Origin of the sequence: Terribacillus saccharophilus (genome assembly GCF_046592895.1) — a bacterium.
GTDB classification, from domain to species: domain Bacteria; phylum Bacillota; class Bacilli; order Bacillales; family Amphibacillaceae; genus Terribacillus; species Terribacillus saccharophilus_D.
Genome location: NZ_JAWVPU010000002.1, coordinates 397,587 through 419,539, shown reverse-complemented (window position 1 = coordinate 419,539; position 21,953 = coordinate 397,587). Strand labels below are relative to the sequence as shown.

At 45.7% G+C, this 21,953-nt stretch carries 19 protein-coding genes; all 19 read right to left on the bottom strand.

The window, feature by feature from the left end:
* Nucleotides 1–114: 114 nt before the first annotated feature.
* The gene (locus SFC66_RS07925) at nucleotides 115–1,410 is read right to left on the bottom strand and encodes an MFS transporter (RefSeq protein WP_411218159.1); all 1,296 of its coding nucleotides are present in this window, start codon (nucleotides 1,408–1,410) and stop codon (nucleotides 115–117) included.
* 347 nt (nucleotides 1,411–1,757) lie between these two features.
* On the bottom strand, nucleotides 1,758–2,690 hold the full coding sequence (locus SFC66_RS07920) for a DMT family transporter (RefSeq protein ID WP_411218158.1): 933 nt from the start codon (nucleotides 2,688–2,690) through the stop codon (nucleotides 1,758–1,760).
* A gap of 229 nt (nucleotides 2,691–2,919) precedes the next feature.
* Complete coding sequence (locus SFC66_RS07915) at nucleotides 2,920–3,996, bottom strand: hypothetical protein (RefSeq protein ID WP_411218157.1); 1,077 nt, start codon at nucleotides 3,994–3,996, stop codon at nucleotides 2,920–2,922.
* 403 nt (nucleotides 3,997–4,399) lie between these two features.
* Complete coding sequence (gene spo0A, locus SFC66_RS07910) at nucleotides 4,400–5,188, bottom strand: sporulation transcription factor Spo0A (RefSeq protein ID WP_411218156.1); 789 nt, start codon at nucleotides 5,186–5,188, stop codon at nucleotides 4,400–4,402.
* A gap of 241 nt (nucleotides 5,189–5,429) precedes the next feature.
* Nucleotides 5,430–6,695, bottom strand: coding sequence for a SpoIVB peptidase (gene spoIVB / locus SFC66_RS07905; protein WP_411218155.1), 1,266 nt, complete (start codon nucleotides 6,693–6,695; stop codon nucleotides 5,430–5,432).
* Nucleotides 6,696–6,851: 156 nt separating this feature from the next.
* A complete protein-coding gene (recN, locus tag SFC66_RS07900) occupies nucleotides 6,852–8,576 on the bottom strand; it encodes a DNA repair protein RecN (RefSeq protein ID WP_411218154.1) in 1,725 nt (574 codons plus the stop codon).
* A 24-nt stretch (nucleotides 8,577–8,600) separates the two neighbouring features.
* A complete protein-coding gene (ahrC, locus tag SFC66_RS07895; protein WP_411218153.1) occupies nucleotides 8,601–9,050 on the bottom strand; it encodes a transcriptional regulator AhrC/ArgR in 450 nt (149 codons plus the stop codon).
* Nucleotides 9,043–9,900, bottom strand: a complete 858-nt coding sequence (locus SFC66_RS07890) for a TlyA family RNA methyltransferase (RefSeq protein ID WP_411218152.1) — start codon at nucleotides 9,898–9,900, stop codon at nucleotides 9,043–9,045. Before SFC66_RS07890 ends, ahrC begins: the two co-directional genes overlap by 8 nt.
* 4 nt (nucleotides 9,901–9,904) lie before the next feature.
* Nucleotides 9,905–11,800, bottom strand: coding sequence for a 1-deoxy-D-xylulose-5-phosphate synthase (gene dxs, locus SFC66_RS07885; RefSeq protein ID WP_411218151.1), 1,896 nt, complete (start codon nucleotides 11,798–11,800; stop codon nucleotides 9,905–9,907).
* A gap of 289 nt (nucleotides 11,801–12,089) precedes the next feature.
* Nucleotides 12,090–12,977, bottom strand: a complete 888-nt coding sequence (locus SFC66_RS07880; protein ID WP_411218150.1) for a polyprenyl synthetase family protein — start codon at nucleotides 12,975–12,977, stop codon at nucleotides 12,090–12,092.
* On the bottom strand, nucleotides 12,978–13,211 hold the full coding sequence (locus tag SFC66_RS07875) for an exodeoxyribonuclease VII small subunit (protein ID WP_411218149.1): 234 nt from the start codon (nucleotides 13,209–13,211) through the stop codon (nucleotides 12,978–12,980).
* Nucleotides 13,204–14,550: an exodeoxyribonuclease VII large subunit gene (xseA, locus tag SFC66_RS07870; protein ID WP_411218148.1), complete on the bottom strand. Its 1,347-nt coding sequence runs from the start codon at nucleotides 14,548–14,550 to the stop codon at nucleotides 13,204–13,206. The genes SFC66_RS07875 and xseA overlap by 8 nt, the downstream gene beginning before the upstream one ends.
* 14 nt (nucleotides 14,551–14,564) lie before the next feature.
* Entirely contained in the window at nucleotides 14,565–15,425 is an 861-nt protein-coding gene (gene folD / locus SFC66_RS07865) for a bifunctional methylenetetrahydrofolate dehydrogenase/methenyltetrahydrofolate cyclohydrolase FolD (RefSeq protein ID WP_411218147.1), read from the bottom strand.
* A 14-nt stretch (nucleotides 15,426–15,439) separates the two neighbouring features.
* A complete protein-coding gene (nusB, locus tag SFC66_RS07860) occupies nucleotides 15,440–15,823 on the bottom strand; it encodes a transcription antitermination factor NusB (protein ID WP_411218146.1) in 384 nt (127 codons plus the stop codon).
* A 123-nt stretch (nucleotides 15,824–15,946) separates the two neighbouring features.
* Nucleotides 15,947–16,336, bottom strand: a complete 390-nt coding sequence (locus SFC66_RS07855; RefSeq protein ID WP_411218145.1) for an Asp23/Gls24 family envelope stress response protein — start codon at nucleotides 16,334–16,336, stop codon at nucleotides 15,947–15,949.
* Between the two features lie 23 nt (nucleotides 16,337–16,359).
* Nucleotides 16,360–17,709, bottom strand: a complete 1,350-nt coding sequence (gene accC, locus SFC66_RS07850; RefSeq protein ID WP_411218144.1) for an acetyl-CoA carboxylase biotin carboxylase subunit — start codon at nucleotides 17,707–17,709, stop codon at nucleotides 16,360–16,362.
* Between the two features lie 14 nt (nucleotides 17,710–17,723).
* Entirely contained in the window at nucleotides 17,724–18,200 is a 477-nt protein-coding gene (gene accB / locus SFC66_RS07845; protein ID WP_411218143.1) for an acetyl-CoA carboxylase biotin carboxyl carrier protein, read from the bottom strand.
* Between the two features lie 98 nt (nucleotides 18,201–18,298).
* Nucleotides 18,299–20,125, bottom strand: coding sequence for an ABC transporter ATP-binding protein (locus SFC66_RS07840; RefSeq protein ID WP_411218714.1), 1,827 nt, complete (start codon nucleotides 20,123–20,125; stop codon nucleotides 18,299–18,301).
* Entirely contained in the window at nucleotides 20,119–21,825 is a 1,707-nt protein-coding gene (locus SFC66_RS07835; protein ID WP_411218142.1) for an ABC transporter ATP-binding protein, read from the bottom strand. The genes SFC66_RS07840 and SFC66_RS07835 overlap by 7 nt, the downstream gene beginning before the upstream one ends.
* Nucleotides 21,826–21,953 lie beyond the last annotated feature (128 nt).

The window sequence follows — 21,953 nt, the reverse complement described above, 5'->3', positions numbered from 1 at the left end:
GTAACACTCCCTCTATATTTTATGAAGCGCTTTCATCATATGAACACATTATACAACACACCAAGAAGATTGTGTGTATTTATTTTTATTTTCTTTTGTTTTTCTTTGTTTTAGTTATTTCCTGACTTGCTGAGCGCTTTCCTGTACACTGCCATAGCGCTCTTCTTGTATCTCTTCCAATGACTTTCCACGCGTTTCAGGAGCCATGATCAAACCTACAATCGCTGCAATAAGGAGGAATCCGATCATGATCATACCAGCCGCCTGAAACCCGAGTGTAGTGATCATCAACGGAACAACAAGTGAAATCAATCCGACGGCCACCCGTGCCAAAGCAAAGATGAAACCTTGCGCCTTCGCCCGATAACGTGTATGGAAGAGTTCGCCGGACCACAGTCCATAAAAAGCTTGTGCACCGAAACCAGCCGCAAGCCCCCAAAGGATGACAAAGGTCAACAGCTCCAACATCCCCATACCGCCAAACGTAAGTACAAGCCAAGCTGCAATTCCCATCGCAGCGCCTATAGCATAAAGGAGCTTACGATTGACCCGGTCACCAAGTTTGATAAAGACAAAATACGTACCCACTACAGTCAGCGTCCATAAGAAACCTTGCAGTAAGTTCGCCTGCGCAGATGACAACCCGCCTACAGTTTCATAGATGTAAGGCATGAAATAACCCATGACGCCCGCCACCAGATTCCAGAACACATAAATACCCACAAGCAAGATGATCGCTTTGAGATTTGCTTTTATCGTAAACAGTTGTTTCCACGATACATCTTTTGAGCCGATGACTTTTTGCGTCTTTTGTTTCTCCTTCTCTTCTTGCCAAATCGTCGATTCATTTATCTGCTGCTGCAAAATCCAAGTTATGAGCGCAACCACGAACAGCTGCGCAAAAATGATTCGGCTACCGAGCAAACCTAATGGAGCCAGCAACACAGAAAGAAATAGCGTGATTGCCGGTCCGATCGACCATGCAAGCTGTCCCCAGCCGACACGAGCAGCTCTTTCTCCCTTTGGCGCCTCTTCGGCAATGTAAGTCCAAGCTGCTGGAATTGCTGCACCGACCGCAATACCCGTTATCACATAACCGATTAAGAGCATTGGGAAATTGAACGAGAACGTTATCAGTAGAATCCCCAGCATATAAACGAGTAAATCATATTTATAGATGAACTTCCTGCCGAACTTGTCTACCAAAATACCCCCAAGAAACGCTCCGACTGCCGACCCAAAACCATTGGCGCTTAATGCACCAAGCAGCCCGACCTTAGCATCATCAAGATTCAAATACTGCATCCACAATGTCAAACCCCCAGCACCTGCCACAATCGAACCCGCTTCCAAGTAGTTGGACATGGCGACTGTAATGGTTGCCTTCATACTCCCCTGTTTTGCTGCCATTGTTCTTCCCCTCCAGTACTTTCTTGGCAATCAAACGAAAATAAGTGTCATAAAGCGCTTACATATTGCTTTATGATTGGATTATACACCATTTTATTTTGTTTGTGTTTATTTACTTTTATTTAATTTTGTTTTAAAGTACAGACTATAGATTTTATCATTGTTTACATAATTATATTATTGACAACCATTTAACGTAAAAAAGCTTGTACTTTTCCGCGACGGAAAGCACAAGCTTTATAAACCTCTATTTCAAGCATCGAGGGTTTCATTGGTCAATCGACAAATCAATGAAATCCTCATTTGGTTCCCTACTAAAATTTTACATCAAAAAAATTTACTATGTATTAAAATATCCTTATAAAAATGACACCCGCCAATATCAACATCAAACCACCGATTTGAATCCAGTCGATTCGCATTTTGAGTGAATTCATCCAGCCGAAACGCTGAATCAGCAAACTGCCCGCAATCTGCCCGAACAATACCAGTACCACCGTTTGGCCAGTACCGACTTGTTTAACCAAGTAAATATTGATCAGCACATACGCCGCCCCTAAAAATCCACCAAGCCAGACCCACCAAGATGCCTTTTGTTTTATTGGATTTCTTATCGCAGTATAAGAACGATCTTTCACCCCGACAACGATGATGAGTGTGAGTGCACCGATGAAAAAGGAAACAAAAGCTGCTTGGATGGATGACTGCAGCACAATACCAAGCTGTCCGTTTATCGCCACTTGTGTGGACATCAGCATGCCGGAAGCTATTCCGACCAGACGCCAAATCCACAGAGTCGGATTTATTTCTTGCGTTTTTTCGATCCTAGACTTGAATTCCTGTACAGCAATGGCAAAAAATACACCGACAAGGACCAACACTATTCCAATCAAACGATATATATCAAATGATTCTTTCATCGAATGGAACCACCCAAAATTATCAATCAGCATTCCCATGATGATTTGCCCAAGTATAGGCATGATAGCTGTCTGAACACTTCCAAGCTTCGGGAACAGCAAGATATTCACAGTCAAAAAAATGACACCAAGCACACCGCCAAGCCAAATCCAAACCGGCTGCTGCGTAATGAATCCCCACCCTATTCCAAGCGGAGAACCTGTTATTAAAATTATCACAGCCAATGATATAGCCCCGATGACAAAAGAAATCATGGAAGCCAAATATGGGGAAATCACGAATTTCCTTAACTGTGAGTTCACAGCAGTTTGAAATGACAACCCTGTGCCAATTAAAATTCCTATTAATGCAGTAATCATATAACAAAACTCCTTAAGTACAGCTCTAGTTATCACAAAAAAATGTGTCGTGATAATGAATCATAGTGACCCTTTATTCTCCTCTCTTTGATGATGAACTTATTTTATACCTCTCAAGTAAGAGTAATCAACTAATTAAACCATAAAAAAGAGCTCCCCTTTTCCGATTGAATCGAAAAAAGGGGAGCGTTACGCACTCAATAAGAAAATGAGAGGATAGTAATTACCATTAACCTTTGTTTTTGTCTATTCGTTCAAATGTATATAGTTGAAGCGATGAAGCTTCACCATTATCTATTACCGTGTAAACATGGATATTATCTTTATTCATTACCATAAATGCATCACCTCTGTCTTCTGCTTCCTCCGGTAGTGTATAGGACGCCATTTCAATAATGAAATCCTTTTTTACTTGAGAATATATTAATGTAGGTTGTAAATAACTTACAGTGCTCACTTGGTATAGGAAATCTCTGTTTGGCTTAACAACACTTGTGGCATAAGAACTAAACGAGTCAAATTGAATTTCATTACCATTTTCATCTGTTACATAGTCATCGGAATTAAGATCGTAAACAGTATCATCAACCTGCAGCGTTCCTTTATCTTCATCTAAAAAGTATGCGTCATTAGCTGAAGAGGAATGAATCTCACGTTGATTCTTATTATTTGCTCGATAAACGACCTTACCTTTATCATCATATATATTGAGAACTGGTTTTTTATCCCCATTTGTCGCTTCTTCATAAATAAATACTTTGCCACTTGAACCCCGGATGATAGACACTTCACTGTTTTCTGTTACCGTATTATCTTTTATTAATTTAGCATCGATATTTCCTTTAGAATCAAAATTCACATTAAATATCAGAGATTTAGCACCTTGATCACCAGTTAAATCAAATTCTATCAATAAAGAATTGTCGGAAGCCATCACTTGCTGGTCCACAATGGAATTATAAGTGAGCCTCTCGTCTTCGATACTTATAGTTTTTTCCAGTTCAAGCCACTGATTATCTTTCTCTACTGACACTGTAAACTCATTTAAATCAACTGTATCAAAGAAATAAGTATAATCACCATCTTCCAAAACCTGAAAACCATCATAAAGATAGCTTTCCTGAGACAATGTAATTCCACCTACTTGTTCGTTAGTGTCAAGTAGTTCAAATTCGGGCATAGCATCTGCTGTAACTTCAGCACTTTTTTCTGCATCAGTAGATTTACTAACGCTGTTAGCAGCGTCTTTACCGCATCCACTTATGACGAGGATAAAAAATAATAGTACCGCTATAATCTTCTTCATTTACTTCCGTTCTCCTCTTTTGGGTTATAATACCTAATATTAGTACCTAGGTATTATAACCTAAAAGAAAAAATTAATAAAGAACATAAAAATTTAGGCTTTAGCAATGGATATTTTTCTGCATACTACCTAAATACTATTGTTTGGCACTCTTCTCATCATTTAGTACCCTCTTGCAAATTACAAGAAGCATCGAATATAACTATAATAGTCTCCTTTCAAAACTCTATCATGTATCGATTCAACTAAATAATTTAAAAGTCCATGCAAAAAACGCCCTTTCTCATCGGACACCGATAAACAAGGACGTAAGTTCACGCACGAATATTAATTTATGACTTCACCGAATTATTTTATCAGTTTTCTGTGAACAAGTCATTTATAGAACCTCTCAACATCAGCTTCAACTGGCACGGTGCTCAAGGCGCAGGCGATCCGCTACCATGGCAATGAATTCAGAATTGGTCGGCTTCGCTTTGGAGATGCTGACTGTATATCCAAACAGGGAGGATATGCTATCCATGTTACCCCGGTTCCAGGCCACTTCGATTGCATGACGAATTGCGCGTTCCACACGTGAAGCAGTGGTATTATATGTTTTGGCGATGTCTGGATAAAGAACTTTGGTGATGGAGCCAAGCAAGTCGATGTCATTGTAGACCATTGTGATTGCTTCACGCAAATACATATAGCCCTTGATATGGGCAGGCACGCCAATTTCATGGATGATATTGGTGATGCTTGCTTCCAGATTCGGTTTCTTGTCACGCTTTTTCTCTTTCGTGACACGGATCGGGCTGGATTCGTAGCTTCCGGCATGACCGCTTACCTGACGGATTTGTGCTGCCAGGTTCTCTAGATCAAAAGGTTTAAGGATGAAATAAGCAGCTCCCAGGTCAACAGCCTTTTTTGTCACTTCTTCCTGGCCGAAGGCTGTCAGCATGATTACATGCGGCATTGGAGCGGAAGTTCTTTCTCTTAATGTGCGAAGAACTGCAAGCCCATCGACATGCGGCATGATGATGTCGAGTACAACGACATCCGGCTGGAGATCTTCCAGCATATCTAAACAATCTTTTCCATTATAAGCTGTTCCAATTACTTCTATATCGGATTGGTCTTCAAAGTATTCCTCCATAAGTTGCACAAGCTCTCGATTGTCATCGACCAAAACTGCTTTTATCTTTTCCATTCCCAGCTTCCTCCCTTAATATCCCTTATGATTCCACGTTATAGTTTCGACACATCAAGGTCAATTCCTGCCAAATTGAAAAAAACCTCGCTTATATTTCCGGCAGATGAAATATCATCCGTCATTCGACAGCATACGACGTGACACGTTCCGAACAAATGTTTCTTGTCTTTACAGTATAACGCATGACTTGAAAAAGAAAAAGACAATCCTATTCGTAAACGAACAGGAATTGCCTTTTTCAGCTTGCTTTTTTGTCGCTTTTATAAATGTCGATACCTGCTTCCTGCAGCATCCATTCGATATGCACACCATAGCCGGATGTCGGATCGTTGACGAAAACATGTGTCACAGCACCGATCAGTTTACCATCTTGTATGATCGGGCTGCCGCTCATACCCTGGACGATTCCGCCAGTCTTGGCAAGTAAGCGCTTGTCTGTCACCTTGATGATCATACCTTTTGTTGCCGGATGATCTTGCGGGACACTGTTGACGACTTCCACATCGAATTCTTCGATCTTTTCTCCATCGACCACAGTCCGGATGACTGCCGGTCCTTTCTTCACTTCCTCGCTTAATGCAATTGGCAGTGCTTTTGCTTCTTCTTTTTGACGCATATCACTTTCCAATTTGCCAAAAATACCAAAAGGGCTATTTTTCGTGATGGTTCCGATATGATTGCGATTCATGCTGAATTCAGCGAGTTTTTCCCCAGGTTTGCCATTGTTTCCTTTATGGATGCTTGTCACATTGGATCGAACGATCGTCCCGTCATGTATCTCGATAGGTTTTTGAGTGTCCATATCAGAAATCACATGTCCCAACGCTCCATAGTTTTTCGAAGCAGGGTCATAAAAGGTCATCGTTCCGATTCCTGCAGCTGAGTCACGGATATATAAACCCATCCGATATTGTTTATCCTTATCATCAAGAGCGGGGCTCAAATCGGTTGTCAGTGTCTGACTGCCGCGTTTCACTTTGATGCTGACCGATTTACCTGCCTTGCCAGCTTTCTCGATCAACGGTGCGACTTCTTCCATCTTGCGGATTTCCTGATCATCTATTTCCAGCAGGATGTCACCTGTTTGAATTGCAGCTGCTTCACCAGGTGATTCGGATGCTTCTGACGTCCTCACTTGATGATGCCCAACAACCAGAACACCCAGAGTATGCAGCTTCACTCCGACAGAATGACCGCCAGGGATGATCCGTATGTCAGGAATGACATTGACAGCAACTTTTTTGACAGGTATGCTGCCTATGGTATAAACAAGGTCTTGCGTTCCGGACGACTGACTTCTAAAAGCCTCTTGATCAAGCGCTTCCACCGCTTCACTGTCCCCAAATACAGGAAGTGCAGCAGATGGATCATTATTCGAAAACAAAGTCATTGTTTTGGGTATGCTCAGAAAGGACTGTACTGGCTTTGTCATTGGCGCTGCAAGTAACAATGCAAGCAGACAAAGACCGATGGCGATGCGCAGTGCTGCTAACTTATTCTTCATTTATTCATCTCCTAGAAGTCCTACCCCACAGCAGTTCATGCTTGTTTATGTACTTCTAGTTTGACTTTCAACAAGGCTTTTTAAACCCAGAAAACATGAGAAAAAGCCCCTATCTTTTCCTATGTATAAATAAAAGATCCCGCCGAGATGGCAGGATCATGGTTGTTTGAATTGTCCGGCAAGGGTAATCAATTCCCTTGCATGCTCTTTTGTCTTTTCTGTAAGTACTGTACCGGTCATCATTCTGCTTATTTCCTCGACAGCTGCATTTTGCGCAAGTTCCGTCACGGAAGTATGCGTGCTATTGTTTTCCACATGCTTTTCGATAAGCAGATGTGTATCCGCCATCGAAGCAACCTGCGGCAGATGCGTGATGCACAATACTTGGGAGCCGACAGAGATGCCATATATCTTTTCGCCGATCGCCTGGGCTACGCGTCCGCTGACTCCTGTGTCGACTTCATCGAATATGACACTCGTCACACCTTGATGACGCGAGAATATGCGTTTCAGCGCAAGCATGATACGAGACAATTCCCCGCCGGATGCGACTTTATGAAGCTCTTTCAAAGGCTCGCCTGGGTTGGTGCTGATATGGAAAGTGATTGTATCGAAACCGTCTGCGGTCAATTGCAAAGGCATGCCATCAAGTTCCGGATCTCCAGGATTTCCAGCCTTCATTTTCACATCCACATGGAACCGCGCTTTCTCAAGATACAGATCCTTCAGTTCTTCATGTATGGCATCTGTCAGCTGGATAGCTGCCTGCACCCGCAAGTCGTGCAGCTGTCTTGCTTCAAGCAACGTATCTTCTGCCAGATCCTGAATTTGTTGTTCGAGCTGGTGGATATGAGAATCACGATTCTGGATTTGATCGATTTCGTCCTCGATACTAGCTGCATACTCCAGGATTTCTTCGACCGATTGCCCATATTTCTTCTTCAATCGGTTTATTTCGTTCAAGCGCATTTCAATTTCGTTCAATCTTTCCGGATCATAGGATAGCGAATCCAGCTGGCTGCTCAATTGGAAGGTAAGATCCTCCAACATATAATATTGTTCGCTGATCATCTGATGATGCTTTTGGATATCATCATCGTAGGAACTTGCCGATTCAAGACTGGCCAGCGCATGCCCTACCCAATCCAAACCTTTCTGATCTCCGTAAAGGGCATTATAAGCGTCATTGAGCGATTGATAGATGCGTTCGAAGTTCATCAGCTTGGTGCGCTCTTCCGTCAGCTGTTCGTCTTCCCCTGGCTGAAGTGCCGCTTCTTTCAATTCGTTGAATTGAAATTGAAGCAAATCAATACGCTGCGCCATTTCCTGTTCATTGGTATTCCATTCTTTATATCGCTTTTTCAATTTTTGAAGTTCTTTGTATTGAAGCGTATATGCTTCTTTCGCTTTGTTGATAGCATCAGCATCAAACAAGTCAAGCAATTCGATATGCTTATCCGCATCCATCAAGGATTGTGTTTCATGCTGGGTATGGATATCGATCAGTGATTTGCCGAATTCACGCAGGATAGCTAACGTCACCAGCTTGCCATTCACCCGGCAAATACTTTTTCCGCTTGTCGTCATGGTCCTCTCCAGCACGATCATCCCATCATCGATTTCGACTCCGAATTGAGCACCGACTGCATAAATGGGATGGTCATCTGAATCAATGATAAAGAGGCCTTCCAATTCTGCTTTCTTTTGGCCATGGCGGATGAATTCTACCGATCCCCTTCCGCCGCTGAGCAGCTGGACAGCATCAATGACAATAGACTTACCTGCACCTGTTTCTCCCGTCAGCACAGTAAGCCCTTCCTTGAAATGGATTCGTATATGGTCGATAATTGCAAAATCCTTTATCGAAAGCTCTGTAAGCATTGTATCCCCTCATTTCACTTCCGTTTACAGCATGGCTAAGAGTTTATCTTTGATAAATTCTGTATCTGCCTCTGTACGGCAAATGATCAGAATCGTGTCATCTCCGCTGATTGTCCCGAGAATCTCGTCCCAATCCAGATTATCCAAAAGGACAGCAAGGGCATTGCCGTTTCCGGGAAGTGTCTTAAGTACGATGAAGTGGCTTGTCGTATCGATACTGACGAAAGCATCCATGATGAGCCGCTTCAGTTTTTCAAGCGGATTGAACCGGTTATCCGCTGGCAGGCTGTACTTATACGTCCCTTCCAATGTCGGAACCTTTACCAAATGCAGTTCCTTGATGTCACGGGAAACGGTTGCTTGTGTCACATTGAAACCCAGTTCCTTCAAATGATCCACCAGTTCATCCTGCGTTTCGATATCGTTATTTGTAATCAATTCGCGAATCTTGATATGCCGTTGAATTTTACTCATTGTCTTCCTCCATTGCTTCTTCCGACACGCCTTTTTTCGCCGTTAGCTGCTGATGCGCATCGTCGACGACTGCTTTGATCGCCTCGGTATCAGGGAAAGTCCCAGCGGCATCTTTTCCCCAAGCCAAATGCGCCAGGAATTCAATATTGCCGTCTCCTCCGGTTATTGGCGAGTAAGTCAGTCCTTTAAACTGAAAACCGAGCGATTCACTGAATTTCAGTGTGTCTTCCAACACTTCCAAGTGAACCTTGCGATCACGCACAATTCCTTTTTTACCGACTTGATCCCGTCCTGCTTCGAATTGAGGTTTGATCAGCGCAACGACATCACTGCCGGAAGCAAGGATTCCTTTCAGCGCAGGCAAAATCAAGCGCAAGGAAATGAAGGAAACATCAATCGATGCAAAATTCGGCAGACCTTCTTTCAGCATGTCAGGTGTAACATAACGGAAATTGGTTCTCTCCATCACCACGACGCGCGGATCATTGCGCAATTTCCAGTCAAGCTGGTTGTAACCAACATCGATTGCATAGCTGCGGGCAGCACCTTTTTGTAATGCACAATCGGTGAACCCGCCAGTGGATGAACCAATATCGACCATCGTCCTCCCCGTCACGTCGATTTGGAAGTGATCGAGAGCTTTCTCCAGTTTAAGACCCCCGCGGCCTACATAAGGAATGACTTTGCCTTTGACGGTAAGCTCAGCTGTTTCATCCACTTTCATGCCGGGTTTATCCAGACGATTCTGGCCGGAATACACGAGTCCAGCCATGATTGTCCGTTTTGCTTTTTCCCTTGTTTCTATTAGTCCCCTCTCGACGAGGAGTACATCCAATCTCACTTTTGCCATTCACTCAAGCCCTTTGCTGTTCATTCATACGTACTATTTGGCGAAGACTGTCGATTGTATTCTCTTTAGTCAGTCCTACTTCTGCCATCTGTTCCGGTACACTGCCATGCTCCACGAAGTAATCTGGTATACCCATTCGCTTGACCTGGGATGCATCGTAGCCATTTTCTTCGGCAAACTCCATCACACCGCTGCCAAAGCCGCCTTTTAGCGCTGCTTCCTCAATCGTGAGTACAGGCAGTCCCGAAGCGAATATCTCATGCAGCATCTTTTCATCCATCGGTTTGATGAAACGAGCATTCACGACACGAACGGACACGCCGTCCGCTTCCAATGATTCACCAGCTTCCATCGCTAGGGGAATCGTTGTACCGAAAGTAAGGATGACGGCATCCGTTCCTTCTTTCAGCACTTCCCAGCTTCCGATGGGCAATGCGTGCGTCGTGTCATCCACCGGCACTCCCAGTGCATTGCCGCGCGGGTAACGCAACGCGATCGGACCATCTTCGTGCGCTAAGGCAGTATGCACCATATGCTGTGCTTCATTCTCATCTTTTGGCATCATGATCGTAAAGTTCGGCATTGCACGCAGGAACGAAATATCATATACACCCTGATGCGTTTCCCCGTCTGCTCCGACAAAACCAGCCCGGTCGATCCCGACAAAAACATTGAGATTCTGTCTTGCTATATCATGGAGCAGCTGATCATAAGCGCGCTGCAAGAATGTCGAGTAGATGGCAAGGAACGGTTTGACTCCTTGCGTTGCCATCCCAGCAGCCATTGTTGTGGCGTGCTGTTCCGCTATTCCAACATCAAACAGGCGATCTGGCATCTCTTTTTTGAAGTTCTCCAATTTCGATCCAAGGATCATCGCCGGTGTGATGACTGCGATGCGTTTATCCGTACGTGCCTTTTCCAGTACTGCTTCACTGATCACCTTGCTCCAGGCAGGCGCAGCAGCCGCACTTTTGATTTTCTCTCCGGATTCGATCTTATAAGGTCCGACTCCATGCCAATTGTCAGTCGTATCCATTTCGGCAGGCTGATACCCTTTCCCTTTTTGGGTGACAACATGGATGATTTTCGGTCCTTTGATTTTCTTGGCATAACTTATGGCTTCTTCTAAGTCCTGGAAGTTATGTCCGTCCACTGGTCCAAAATAAGTGAAACCAAGTTCCTCGAAGAACATGCCGGGAACCATGAAATACTTCATGCTGTCTTTCATCCGCTCTGCAGCCCCAGCCAATTTGCCGCCTACAGCAGGAATTTTTTTGAGCAGCGTTTCCATTTCATCTTTTGCTCGTTTATATTTGCCGGCACTGCGCATTCTGCCCAGTACATGGTGAAGCGCACCGACGTTATTCGCAATCGACATTTCATTGTCATTGAGGATGACGGTGATATTCTTTTTCTCATCACCGATATTGTTCAGTGCTTCCAGAGCCATACCGCCTGTCAGCGCACCATCACCGATGACCGGTACAACTTCGTAATCCTCATCCAGCATGTCGCGGGCTGCTGCCATCCCCATTGCTGCGGACAGCGAAGTGGAACTGTGTCCTGTCTCCCATACGTCATGTTCGCTCTCGATTCGTTTCGGGAATCCGCACATCCCTTTATATTGCCGCAATGTTTCAAAATCAGCCGTTCTTCCAGTCAATATTTTATGGATGTATGCCTGGTGACCGACATCCCAAATGAATTTATCCTGCGGACTGTTATAAGCTTTATGCAATGCTAATGTAAGTTCCACAACACCAAGATTCGCACCAAGGTGTCCTCCTGTGATGGACAGCTTTTCAATCAAGAACGTCCGGATGGAAGCTGCGAGTTCAATAAGCTCCTCATTGGACATTTCCTTCAAGAACGCGGGATTTTTGATTGCTGTTAAATCCATATTACCTTCCCCTTTTGTCAACGGCTTGAATCAGCCTGACAGCATAGTATAAATAGGTACATTTCTGCGCCGGACGAGAAATCATTCCTGTAGGCTTATACCCTGTTTTTCTCTCGCCTACATCAATTTCAGACAATTTCTGCACTTTCGGCCGTGCAGGAGCCTATTTAAAAATAGCCGCTAGCACATATGTGATAACGGCATTTTCTATGTTCATACGTATCAGTTCTGTCCTATATTCCTAGTAGCAATATATCACAGTTGGCTAGGAGCTTACAATCAATAACAGTCAGCTCGTCCTTGTGCTCAGATGGATGGTAAGCTCATGCAGCCTGGAATCCTTGATATTCGCTTGTTCCAGACACTGAAACGCCTGCGCGACATATTTCTCCATCTGCGCTTTCGCCCCTTCCAGTCCGAGCAGCTTCGGATACGTACTTTTCTTATTCACTTCATCGCTGCCGACTGGTTTCCCTATGACAGAAGCGTCTCCAGTCACATCCAAGATATCATCCTGCACTTGGAAAATCAGGCCGATATACGTACCGAACTGCTTCATCAATTCAATGGTTTCCGGTTTGGCACCGGCAAGATAAGCACCGGCAACAATAGCATATGTTAATAACTTGCCCGTTTTAAGATTATGTATTTGTTCTAATTCCCGCAGCGTGCTTTCTTTGTCTTCAGCTTCCATGTCAAGCGTCTGGCCGGCGATCATGCCAGCTGCACCCGCAGCTTCAGATAAATAGGTCATCAAATGGACCTTTTCCTCCGGCAGCATATCGTCCGCCTGCCCAATGACCGAAAAACTTCTGGTAAGAAGTGCATCTCCTGCCAATATGGCAGTGGCTTCGCCGAACTTCTTATGATTCGTCAGCTGCCCGCGCCGGTAGTCATCATCATCCATCGCAGGAAGGTCATCATGGATCAAGGAATATGTATGCACCATTTCAAGCGCAGCCGCTGCCGGAAGGGCTTTATCGCCTTGTCCGCCGAATGACTGAAATGCTGCTTGCATCAGAATCGGGCGTAAGCGTTTGCCTCCCGCACGCATACTGTAAAGCACGGATTCTGACAGGGTATCCGGCAGCATATCATCGTTTTCAAGCAAATTCAGCATAAAAGAATTGATGCGGTCTTGCTCTCTCTTTAAATAATCCTGCAACGATTCACTCACTCAGTCATCCTCCTGTACAGTGAATGGCTCGGTTTCGCCGGCATTATTCACGATTTCCACCATCTGCTTTTCGACTTGTTCCAGCTTATCGCCGCAGATTTTGGATAACTTCATACCTTCCTGGTAATAACTGATTGCTTGCTCAAGCGGCACATCTCCCTGCTCGAGTTTATTCACGATCTCTTCCAACTGCTGCATCGCTTCTTCAAAGCTTTGTTTTTTCTCCTCAGCCATTTGTATCCTCCTTCACGTCCTTGACGATACAATCTATCGTGCCGTCAGCAAGATGGATTTGTACATCATCGCCTGTCTTGACTTGATCCACGCTTTTCAAAAGGGTATTTTGCTTATATGAAATGCTATATCCCCGCTTCATCGTTTCCAATGGATTCAATAAAGAAAGTTTATTGATTTGATGAAGAAACTTCTGCTGCTGCCGTTCATGCAGTTTTTCCATTGCTTGTTGCAAACGATTCTGCAAGACAGCAAGCTCCCGTTCATGGTTTTGCACTTGCTTGCCTGGATGGACAAGTGTCAGACGGTTCATCAGTGAGCTGAACTGCTGTGTCTTTGTCGTCACGGCAGCTGTTCCTGCTCTGTTCAGCCGGTCGGAAAGCTTATCCAGCTCAATCTCTTTTTGCCTCAGCATCTGTTCCGGATAGCGGAAGGCGTACGAACCGCGAAGCTTGGCCAATCTGTCTGCTTCTTGTCTGTAGTTTTGACGGACGATATACTGCATCCGGTTGGAAAGCTGTGTGATACGATGCAGCAGCTCTTCCCGGGCAGGAACAGCCAATTCAGCTGCTCCCGTCGGAGTGGCTGCCCGTACATCGGCGACAAAATCACTGATGGTGAAATCCGTTTCGTGCCCAACAGCCGAAATGATCGGAATACGGACAGAATGGATGGCACGGGCGACAATTTCTTCATTGAAGCTCCAAAGTTCCTCGATCGAACCGCCGCCACGTCCGATGATCAGCACATCGAAATCACGCTCCTCCGCAAAAGACAAGGCTTGTACAAGCGAAGGTGCCGATCTTTCCCCTTGCACAGAAACCGGAAGAACCGTCACTTTCACGATTGGGTAACGCCGCTTGATCGTTGTCAGGATATCCCGGACGGCTGCTCCCGTAGGGGATGTGATGACTCCGATATGCTCCGGAAAAGCAGGCAGCTTCTTTTTATGTGCAGCCGAAAACAAGCCTTCTTTTTCAAGCTTCTCTTTCAGTTGTTCGTAAGCTTGATACAGCGCACCGACTCCATCCGGCTCCATATGCTGGATATAAAGCTGGTATTGGCCTTGCGGTTCATACAAGCCGATCTCACCGCGGATCAAGACAGTCATGCCATTTTCAGGTACAAATTTCAGCCCTTTGTTTTGTCCGGCAAACATGACGGATTGTATCCGTGCGCCATCATCCTTCAATGTCATATACATGTGACCGCGGCTGTGGTGCTTGAAGTTGGATATCTCAGCCCTGAGCCAAATGTCTTTCAGGTGCTTGTCCGTCTCCAATTTACGCTTCATATAGCGCGTCAAAGCCGTCACGGTCAAATAACGATCCTCACTCATGCTCAAAAGACTCCTTACACTACCGCGGCTCTTTGGCGTCTTGCTGCTTTAATCGTATTATGCATCAGCATCGTTATCGTCATCGGACCGACACCGCCAGGAACCGGTGTAATGATGGATGCCACATCTTTCGCATTGTCAAAATCAACGTCTCCCGTCAATTTGCCTTCTGCATTTCGATTGACACCAACATCGATGACAATGGCGCCTTCCTTGATATCCTCAGCCTTGATCATATGTTCACGTCCGACAGCCACAACAAGGATGTCAGCCTGCTTTGTGAAACTTCTGAGATCTGGCGTGCGGGAATGCGTATGGATGACAGTCGCATGCTCATTCAGCAGCAGTTGACCCACTGGTTTGCCGACAATGTTGCTCCGGCCGACGATGACAGCAGTCTTGCCGGCTATCCCGACATTTTTCGATTGCAGCATCTTGATGATGCCATAAGGCGTACAAGGATAATATGTATCTTCACCCATCATCATCTTGCCTACATTGGCAGGATGGAAACCATCCACATCCTTTTCAGGATCGATGTTGTCGATGACAGCTTGTTCATCGATATGAGCCGGCAGCGGCAATTGGACAAGAATACCGTTCACATTCGTATCAAGATTCAGCCGCTGAATCAAATCCAGCAGTTCCGTCTGTGTCGTCGAACTTGGCAGCTCAATCAAGTCGGAACTGATCCCGATTTCGGCTGATGCTTTTTCTTTACCTCTTACATAAGATCTGGAGGCTGGGTCGTCCCCGACTAAAACAACGGTCAGATGAGGCAGAATATCTTGTTCTTTCAGTGCTGCTGCTTCTTGTTTCAGTTCTTCCCGAATAGTTGCTGCAAGTTCTTTGCCGTAGATCAATTCTGCTGTCATGCTAATCCGCTCCCTCAGTTTTTGATTATTCTGGATAATACGCCGTTTACGAATTTACCGGACTTTTCATCTCCAAATAAATTGGAAATTTCGATTGCTTCATTGATGACCACGCCCTGCGGTACATCTGTGTGGTGAAGCAGCTCATATACTGCAATACGCAAAGCTGTCTTCTCTACACTCGCCAGACGGTCAAACGACCAATTCTCTAAGTGCTCGGCAATTTTCGCATCCACTTCAGCCTGATGCTCCAATACACCGTTGATCAGATCGGCCAGAAAAGCATTCTTAAGCGGCTCCCCTAATACATTCTCCACAGCCTCATCAGGCTGGATATCGTTCATGTCCATTTGGAAAAGGACTTGAAAGGCAGTTTCCCGCGCCATACGTCGTTTCATATTCTATCTCCTTTTAACTCATCTCATCAAATCATAACACGATATACAGGGTTAAATCTATCTTGAACATAAGAAAAGACCCCGGGGGCCGAACCAGCCAAGGTCTTTTCCAGCGAAAACAGTCTATTCGACAGTGTCTGCTTTTTGATCGAGTTGTATACCTACAATATGGACATTGATCTCCTTCGTCGCAAGCGCCGTCATCGTCTGCAGTGCCTGCCGGATATGCTGCTGGATGTTTTTGGCCACATCGGGCAATCGGCTGTCGGCATTTACCGTGACAAAGACATCGATTGCAACGCCTTCTTCGGTAAGTTCGACTTTGATGCCCTTACCATGTGCTTTCTTGCCCAGTCTTTCCGCTACACCGACTGCAAATCCGCCGCGCATTGCCATGACACCTTTCACTTCACTTGCTGCAATGCCCGCTATCACCTCAATGACAGCAGGTGCAAGCATGACATTGCCAAGCTGGCCTTTAGACCCGATCGATACGAAAGATTGCTCCTGCAAAGATCTCACATCCTTTAGGTTTTTCACTCCATGATTGTATAATTTTCAAGGAAATTCGTATTGAAATCCCCTTCGACAAACACTGGATGCTCCATCATACGAGCATGGAATGGAATTGTCGTATGGACGCCCTCGATGACGAACTCATCCAAAGCGCGTTTCATGCGCGCAACAGCTTCCTCACGCGTTTTACCATATGCAATCAGTTTTGCTACCATGCTATCATAAAACGGAGGGATCGCATAACCTGGGTAAGCCGCTCCATCGACGCGCACGCCGTAACCGCCCGGCGCAAGATAAAGATCAATTTTACCTGGTGAAGGCATGAAGTTCTTGAACGGGTTCTCGGCATTGATCCGGCATTCGATCGCCCAGCCTTCAAAAGTGATATCTTCCTGCGCATAACGCAATGGTTCATTGTTGGCGATATGAATTTGTTCCTTGATCAAGTCGACACCAGTTACAAGCTCTGTCACTGGATGCTCCACTTGGATACGCGTATTCATTTCCATGAAGTAGAATGTTTGATCTTTTCGGTCGAAAATGAATTCGATCGTCCCTGCACCGGAATAATCCACTGCAAGCGCTGCTTTCACAGCAGCTTCTCCCATTCTGGCACGAATGTCGGGAGTGACTGCTGGCGAAGGGGATTCTTCGATCAGCTTCTGCATACGGCGCTGTACCGTACAATCACGCTCACCGAGGTGAATTGCATTGCCATGGTTATCTGCAAGCACCTGAATTTCCACGTGGCGGAAATCTTCTATGTACTTCTCCAAGTAGACGCCAGGGTTGCCAAAAGCTGTTGCAGCTTCCTGCTGGGTAACGCTGATTCCTTTCACCAATTCTTCTTCTGTGCGGGCGATACGGATTCCTTTACCGCCGCCTCCTGCTGTCGCTTTGATGATGACTGGGTAACCAATCTGCTCAGCGACCTGTTTGCCTTCTACAGCGTCGGCCACGATACCGTTTGAACCCGGTACGACTGGAACACCTGCTTCACGCATCGTTTCACGCGCAACATCCTTTGTTCCCATCTTATTGATGGCATACGCACTTGGGCCGACGAAAGTGATATTGCATTCGGCACATAGTTCGGCAAAGTCAGGATTCTCTGCCAGGAAGCCATAACCTGGATGGATGGCATCAACACCCGTAAGTGTCGCTACACTGATGATATTCGAGAAATTCAAGTAACTTTCTTTACTTGCTGCCGGACCGACACAATAAGCTTCGTCGGCCAGCTGTACGTGCAATGCTTCTCTATCTGCTTCCGAGAAAATAGCCACCGTCTCAATGCCCATCTCCTTGCAGGCACGGATGATCCGGACAGCGATCTCTCCTCGGTTGGCAATCAATAATTTCTTAATCAAAACGAGTCAACCCCTTAGTTAGCTTTCACTCTGAACAGAGGTTGTCCATACTCAACAAGCTCTCCGTTTTCCACAAGCACTTCAACGATTTCACCAGATACATCCGCAGTGATTTCATTGAATAGTTTCATCGCTTCCACGATGCAGACGACCGTATCCTTATCCACACGATCGCCGACACTTACGAAATTGTCAGAATCAGGATTTGGTTTGCTGTAGAATGTTCCAACCATCAACGATGTGATTTCATAATCGTAATTCTTGGCAGACGCTTCAGGTGCCTGTGCTGCTGGTTCAGTCTGTGCCGCTGCTGCTTGCGCTTGCGGTGCGATTGCTGCCGGCTGTGCAGGCGCTGGTGCTGCTGCTATCTGCACAACTTCATTCTTTTTGCGGAGGGAGATTTTTTCCCCTTCCGTTTCATAATCGAATTCATCTATGGATGATTGGTCAATTAAGGTAATAAGTTCTTTCAATTCTTCTAATTTAAGCATATTGGCACTCCTTTACAATGGTCCTGCAAAAAGTTACATACAGATTGATCACTAACATATTTTACGCAAACGACAAAAAAATCGCAACACCTATCGATTCAGCCATTGGATGCATGCTGCCTCTTTTCGCTTTGCAACGCGGAATAGAAGCCTTTTTGCTGCATCAGCTCCTTGTGGCTGCCCTGCTCCAAAATCTCGCCATCCTGCAAGACAAATATCTTATCGGCCTGCTCGATCGTGTTAAGCCGATGTGCCACTACGATACTTGTCCTGCCTTCCATCAATACTTGCATCGCTTGCTGGATCCTGTGTTCGGTTATCGTATCGATACTTGATGTTGCTTCATCCAGCAGCAGGATATCCGGATCACGCAATAGTGCTTTGGCGATTGAGAGCAGCTGGCGCTGTCCGTGACTCAACCCTCCGCCATCTTGTCCGATTTGAGTATCGTATCCATCGGGAAGCCTGGTGATGAACCGATGGGCATTGGCTGCAGTTGCCGCCTCGATGACTTCCTCGTCGGTGGCATCCAGTCTGCCGTAACGAATATTATCCATGATGGTGCCTTTGAACAGGAAATCCTGTTGCAGCACGACACCGATGCGGTTTCGATAGCTGCTCAAATCCATTTTTGAAAGCGGTGTTCCATCAATCAGTATGCGGCCCTGATCAGGCTGATAAAAGCCAGCGATCAAATTCATGATCGTCGTTTTCCCAGATCCTGTGGGACCGACAAATGCTGCTGTCTGTCCGGATTTGACAGTGAAAGAGATATTCTTCAGTGCAGGTTCTCCTTCATAAGCAAACGTTATATCATCAAATTGGATATCACCTTGCAGTTTCGTCATTGTTTGTTTCGCTGTCTCCTGGTGTTCTTCCTGCTCATCCAAGATTCCAAATACACGTTCCGCACCAGCCAATGCCGAAAATAAGGAATTGAATTGGTTTGCCAAATCATTCAACGGTCGAGTGAACTGTCTGGAATATTCCAGGAATATCACGATGGTGCCGACAGTGATTCCTGCCCAGCCATTTCCAATCAATAAGGCACCGACACCGGCAATGACGGCAAAACTGATGTTATTCAGCATATTCATCCACTTTGGAATGAACCCAGAGAATGTTTGCGCCCAAAACCCTGCTTGCTGAAGCTGCTGTGTTTTATCGCGGAAGTTATCGATGACCTTGTTTTCCTGCGCATATGCTTTAATGACCGCCTGGCCGGATATGCTCTCTTCCGCGAAACCATTCACGCTGCTGACAGTCTGCTGCTGGATCCGGAAAGCATGGCGGGTACGGTTGGTGATCCACTTTATCCCGATGAACATGATCGGGACTACCAATAGTGTAAGGATGGTAAGTACCGGGCTCAGGCTCATCATGACGGCAAGTATGCCGATGAACGTAATGATGCTGGAAACGATTTGGACCATCGATGTGTTCAAAGTCGTTGAAATGTTATCCACGTCATTGGTCATCCGGCTCATCAGCTCACCATGCTGCCGTTTATCGAAGAATGCTAGCTTCAATTTCTGCAGATGGAGGAACATATCTTTGCGGATGGCATAGACAGCCGACTGGGAAATGGTGATCATCCAGTAGCCTTGTGAAAAAGTAATGACTGCAACACCAGCATAAATCAACAATAGCCAACCCAACTGCTGCAGCAAATAGCCAGCCGTATAGTCACCGGCAACGAATCGGTCAACGATATGACCTAAAATGACCGGGCCGATCAATGCCAGCACAGAACTTGATATGATCATACCAATCGTGATGAATAACAGCCGTTTTTCCAGCAGCATATAACGCCAGATGCGCAGCAGTGTCTCTTTAGGGTTCTCCACTTTTGCTTTTTGTTTTTTACCACCTGCTGTATATGCCGGCCGTTTGTATCGGAATGCAGCGGTCAGCTTCCTCATGATGATGCCCCCTTTTCCTGCTGCGAGGCCTGGATGGACCGGAACAACTCTGATTGCTCCAGGAGCTCTTCCGCTGTGCCGAACGCAGTCCGTTTTCCGTCCTCGACTAGGAGGATGCGATCGCATTGCATGGATGTACTGAGTTTTTGGGTTACCAGCACCGTTGTGCACGCATACCGTTTGAGTGCCTCCAGGAGTTTTCGCTCTGTCTGCAAATCCAATGCACTAGTGCTGTCATCAAGCAGCAAAAGCGACGGTTGGAGCAGCAAAGCACGTGCAATGGTCAGCCGCTGCTTTTGTCCGCCGGATAAATTGATGCCATTTTGACCGAGTCTGGTATCGAATGCCTCGGGCAGTTTGGTAATTGTTTCGTAAATCTGCGCATCCTTTGCAGCACGGATGATTTCTTCCTCGCTGGCATCTGCTGCTCCCCAGGCAATATTTTCACGGATCGTCCCGGAAAACAGCTGCACATCCTGGGAGACGAAGCCAATTTGCTTCCGGAAAGCTTTGCTGTCAAGCTTCGGTAACGGGATGCCATCCGCCATCACCTTGCCACTATCGGGCTGATATAAACCAATCATCAAATGAAGCAAGGTAGACTTGCCTGAACCGGTTTCCCCCAAAACGGCAATGCGCTCTCCCGGTATGATCTGCATCGAGAATTCTTCGATGACAGGTATCTTTCCACTGGGATAACGGTAAGACACCTGTTTCAGCTCAATACCACCTTGAAAATCATCAGCAGATAACTGACCTTCCGCTGCTGACGTCTGCAGTCCAAGCACGTCACTGATTCGTTCACTGGAAGCTTTTGCCCTGCTATAAAAAGTTATCAGCATACCGACGACGCTCAATGCGCCAGTGATCCGTGTTGCATAATTCACAATCGCTACGATATCCCCAACATTCGTTTGCTGCTGGATTCCGCCAATATACAAGATAGCCAAAATGGCAATATTCATCACCAATGTTAGCAGCGGGACCGATAATTCGGTATACCGAAATGCTTTCAGCATGTTTCGGCGCAGTTCATCACTCGTTTTTTCAAAACGTTTTCGTTCCTGTTCTTCCCTTACGAAAATCCTGATCAAGCGTAATCCTACAAGGTTTTCCCGCATGATATGATTCACTTTATCCACACTGCGCTGGACGATGCCAAAGTAGCGGATGCTCCGCTTCATGATCAAGCGGAGGACGATTAAAAGAATCGGGATGACAATCAATAAAATAAGCGAAATCCTGGCATTGACGACAAATGCCATGATCGTTCCGCCGATGATCAAAAATGGCGCCCTGATCATGAAACGAAAGAACATGACAAGTGTCAGCTGTATCTGGTTGACATCATTTGTCAGCCTGGTCAATAGTGTGCTCGTACCGAACCGCTGGATATCCTGAAGTTCCGCCAGCTGCACCTTTTCATACATCGAATCACGCAGCTCTTTGCCCACACTTTGACCAAGATGGTCCGCAAAGAATATATTGATGATTCCAGCTCCAAAGCCAATGACAGCGATGGCTGCCATGCCAAGACCCAATTCGATGACAAGCTGGTTATCGCCTGCTGTTATACCATCATCGATTATTTTTTGTAAAAGGAATGGCTGCACAAGCTCCACCGATAGTTCAATCATGATGAAAACCAATGATGTGGCGATGATGAGCCAATAAGGTTTAAGATAACTGAATACTGTCTTCACTGCTTACGCCTTCTCCCTGCATATGTATAGCCTGCTGCTATTAATACCCTAGCATACCACCTATTCAAACAAATTCGTACGGATCACCCTTCAACTGAAAAAGGAGCATTCGCTGAATGCTCCTTTAA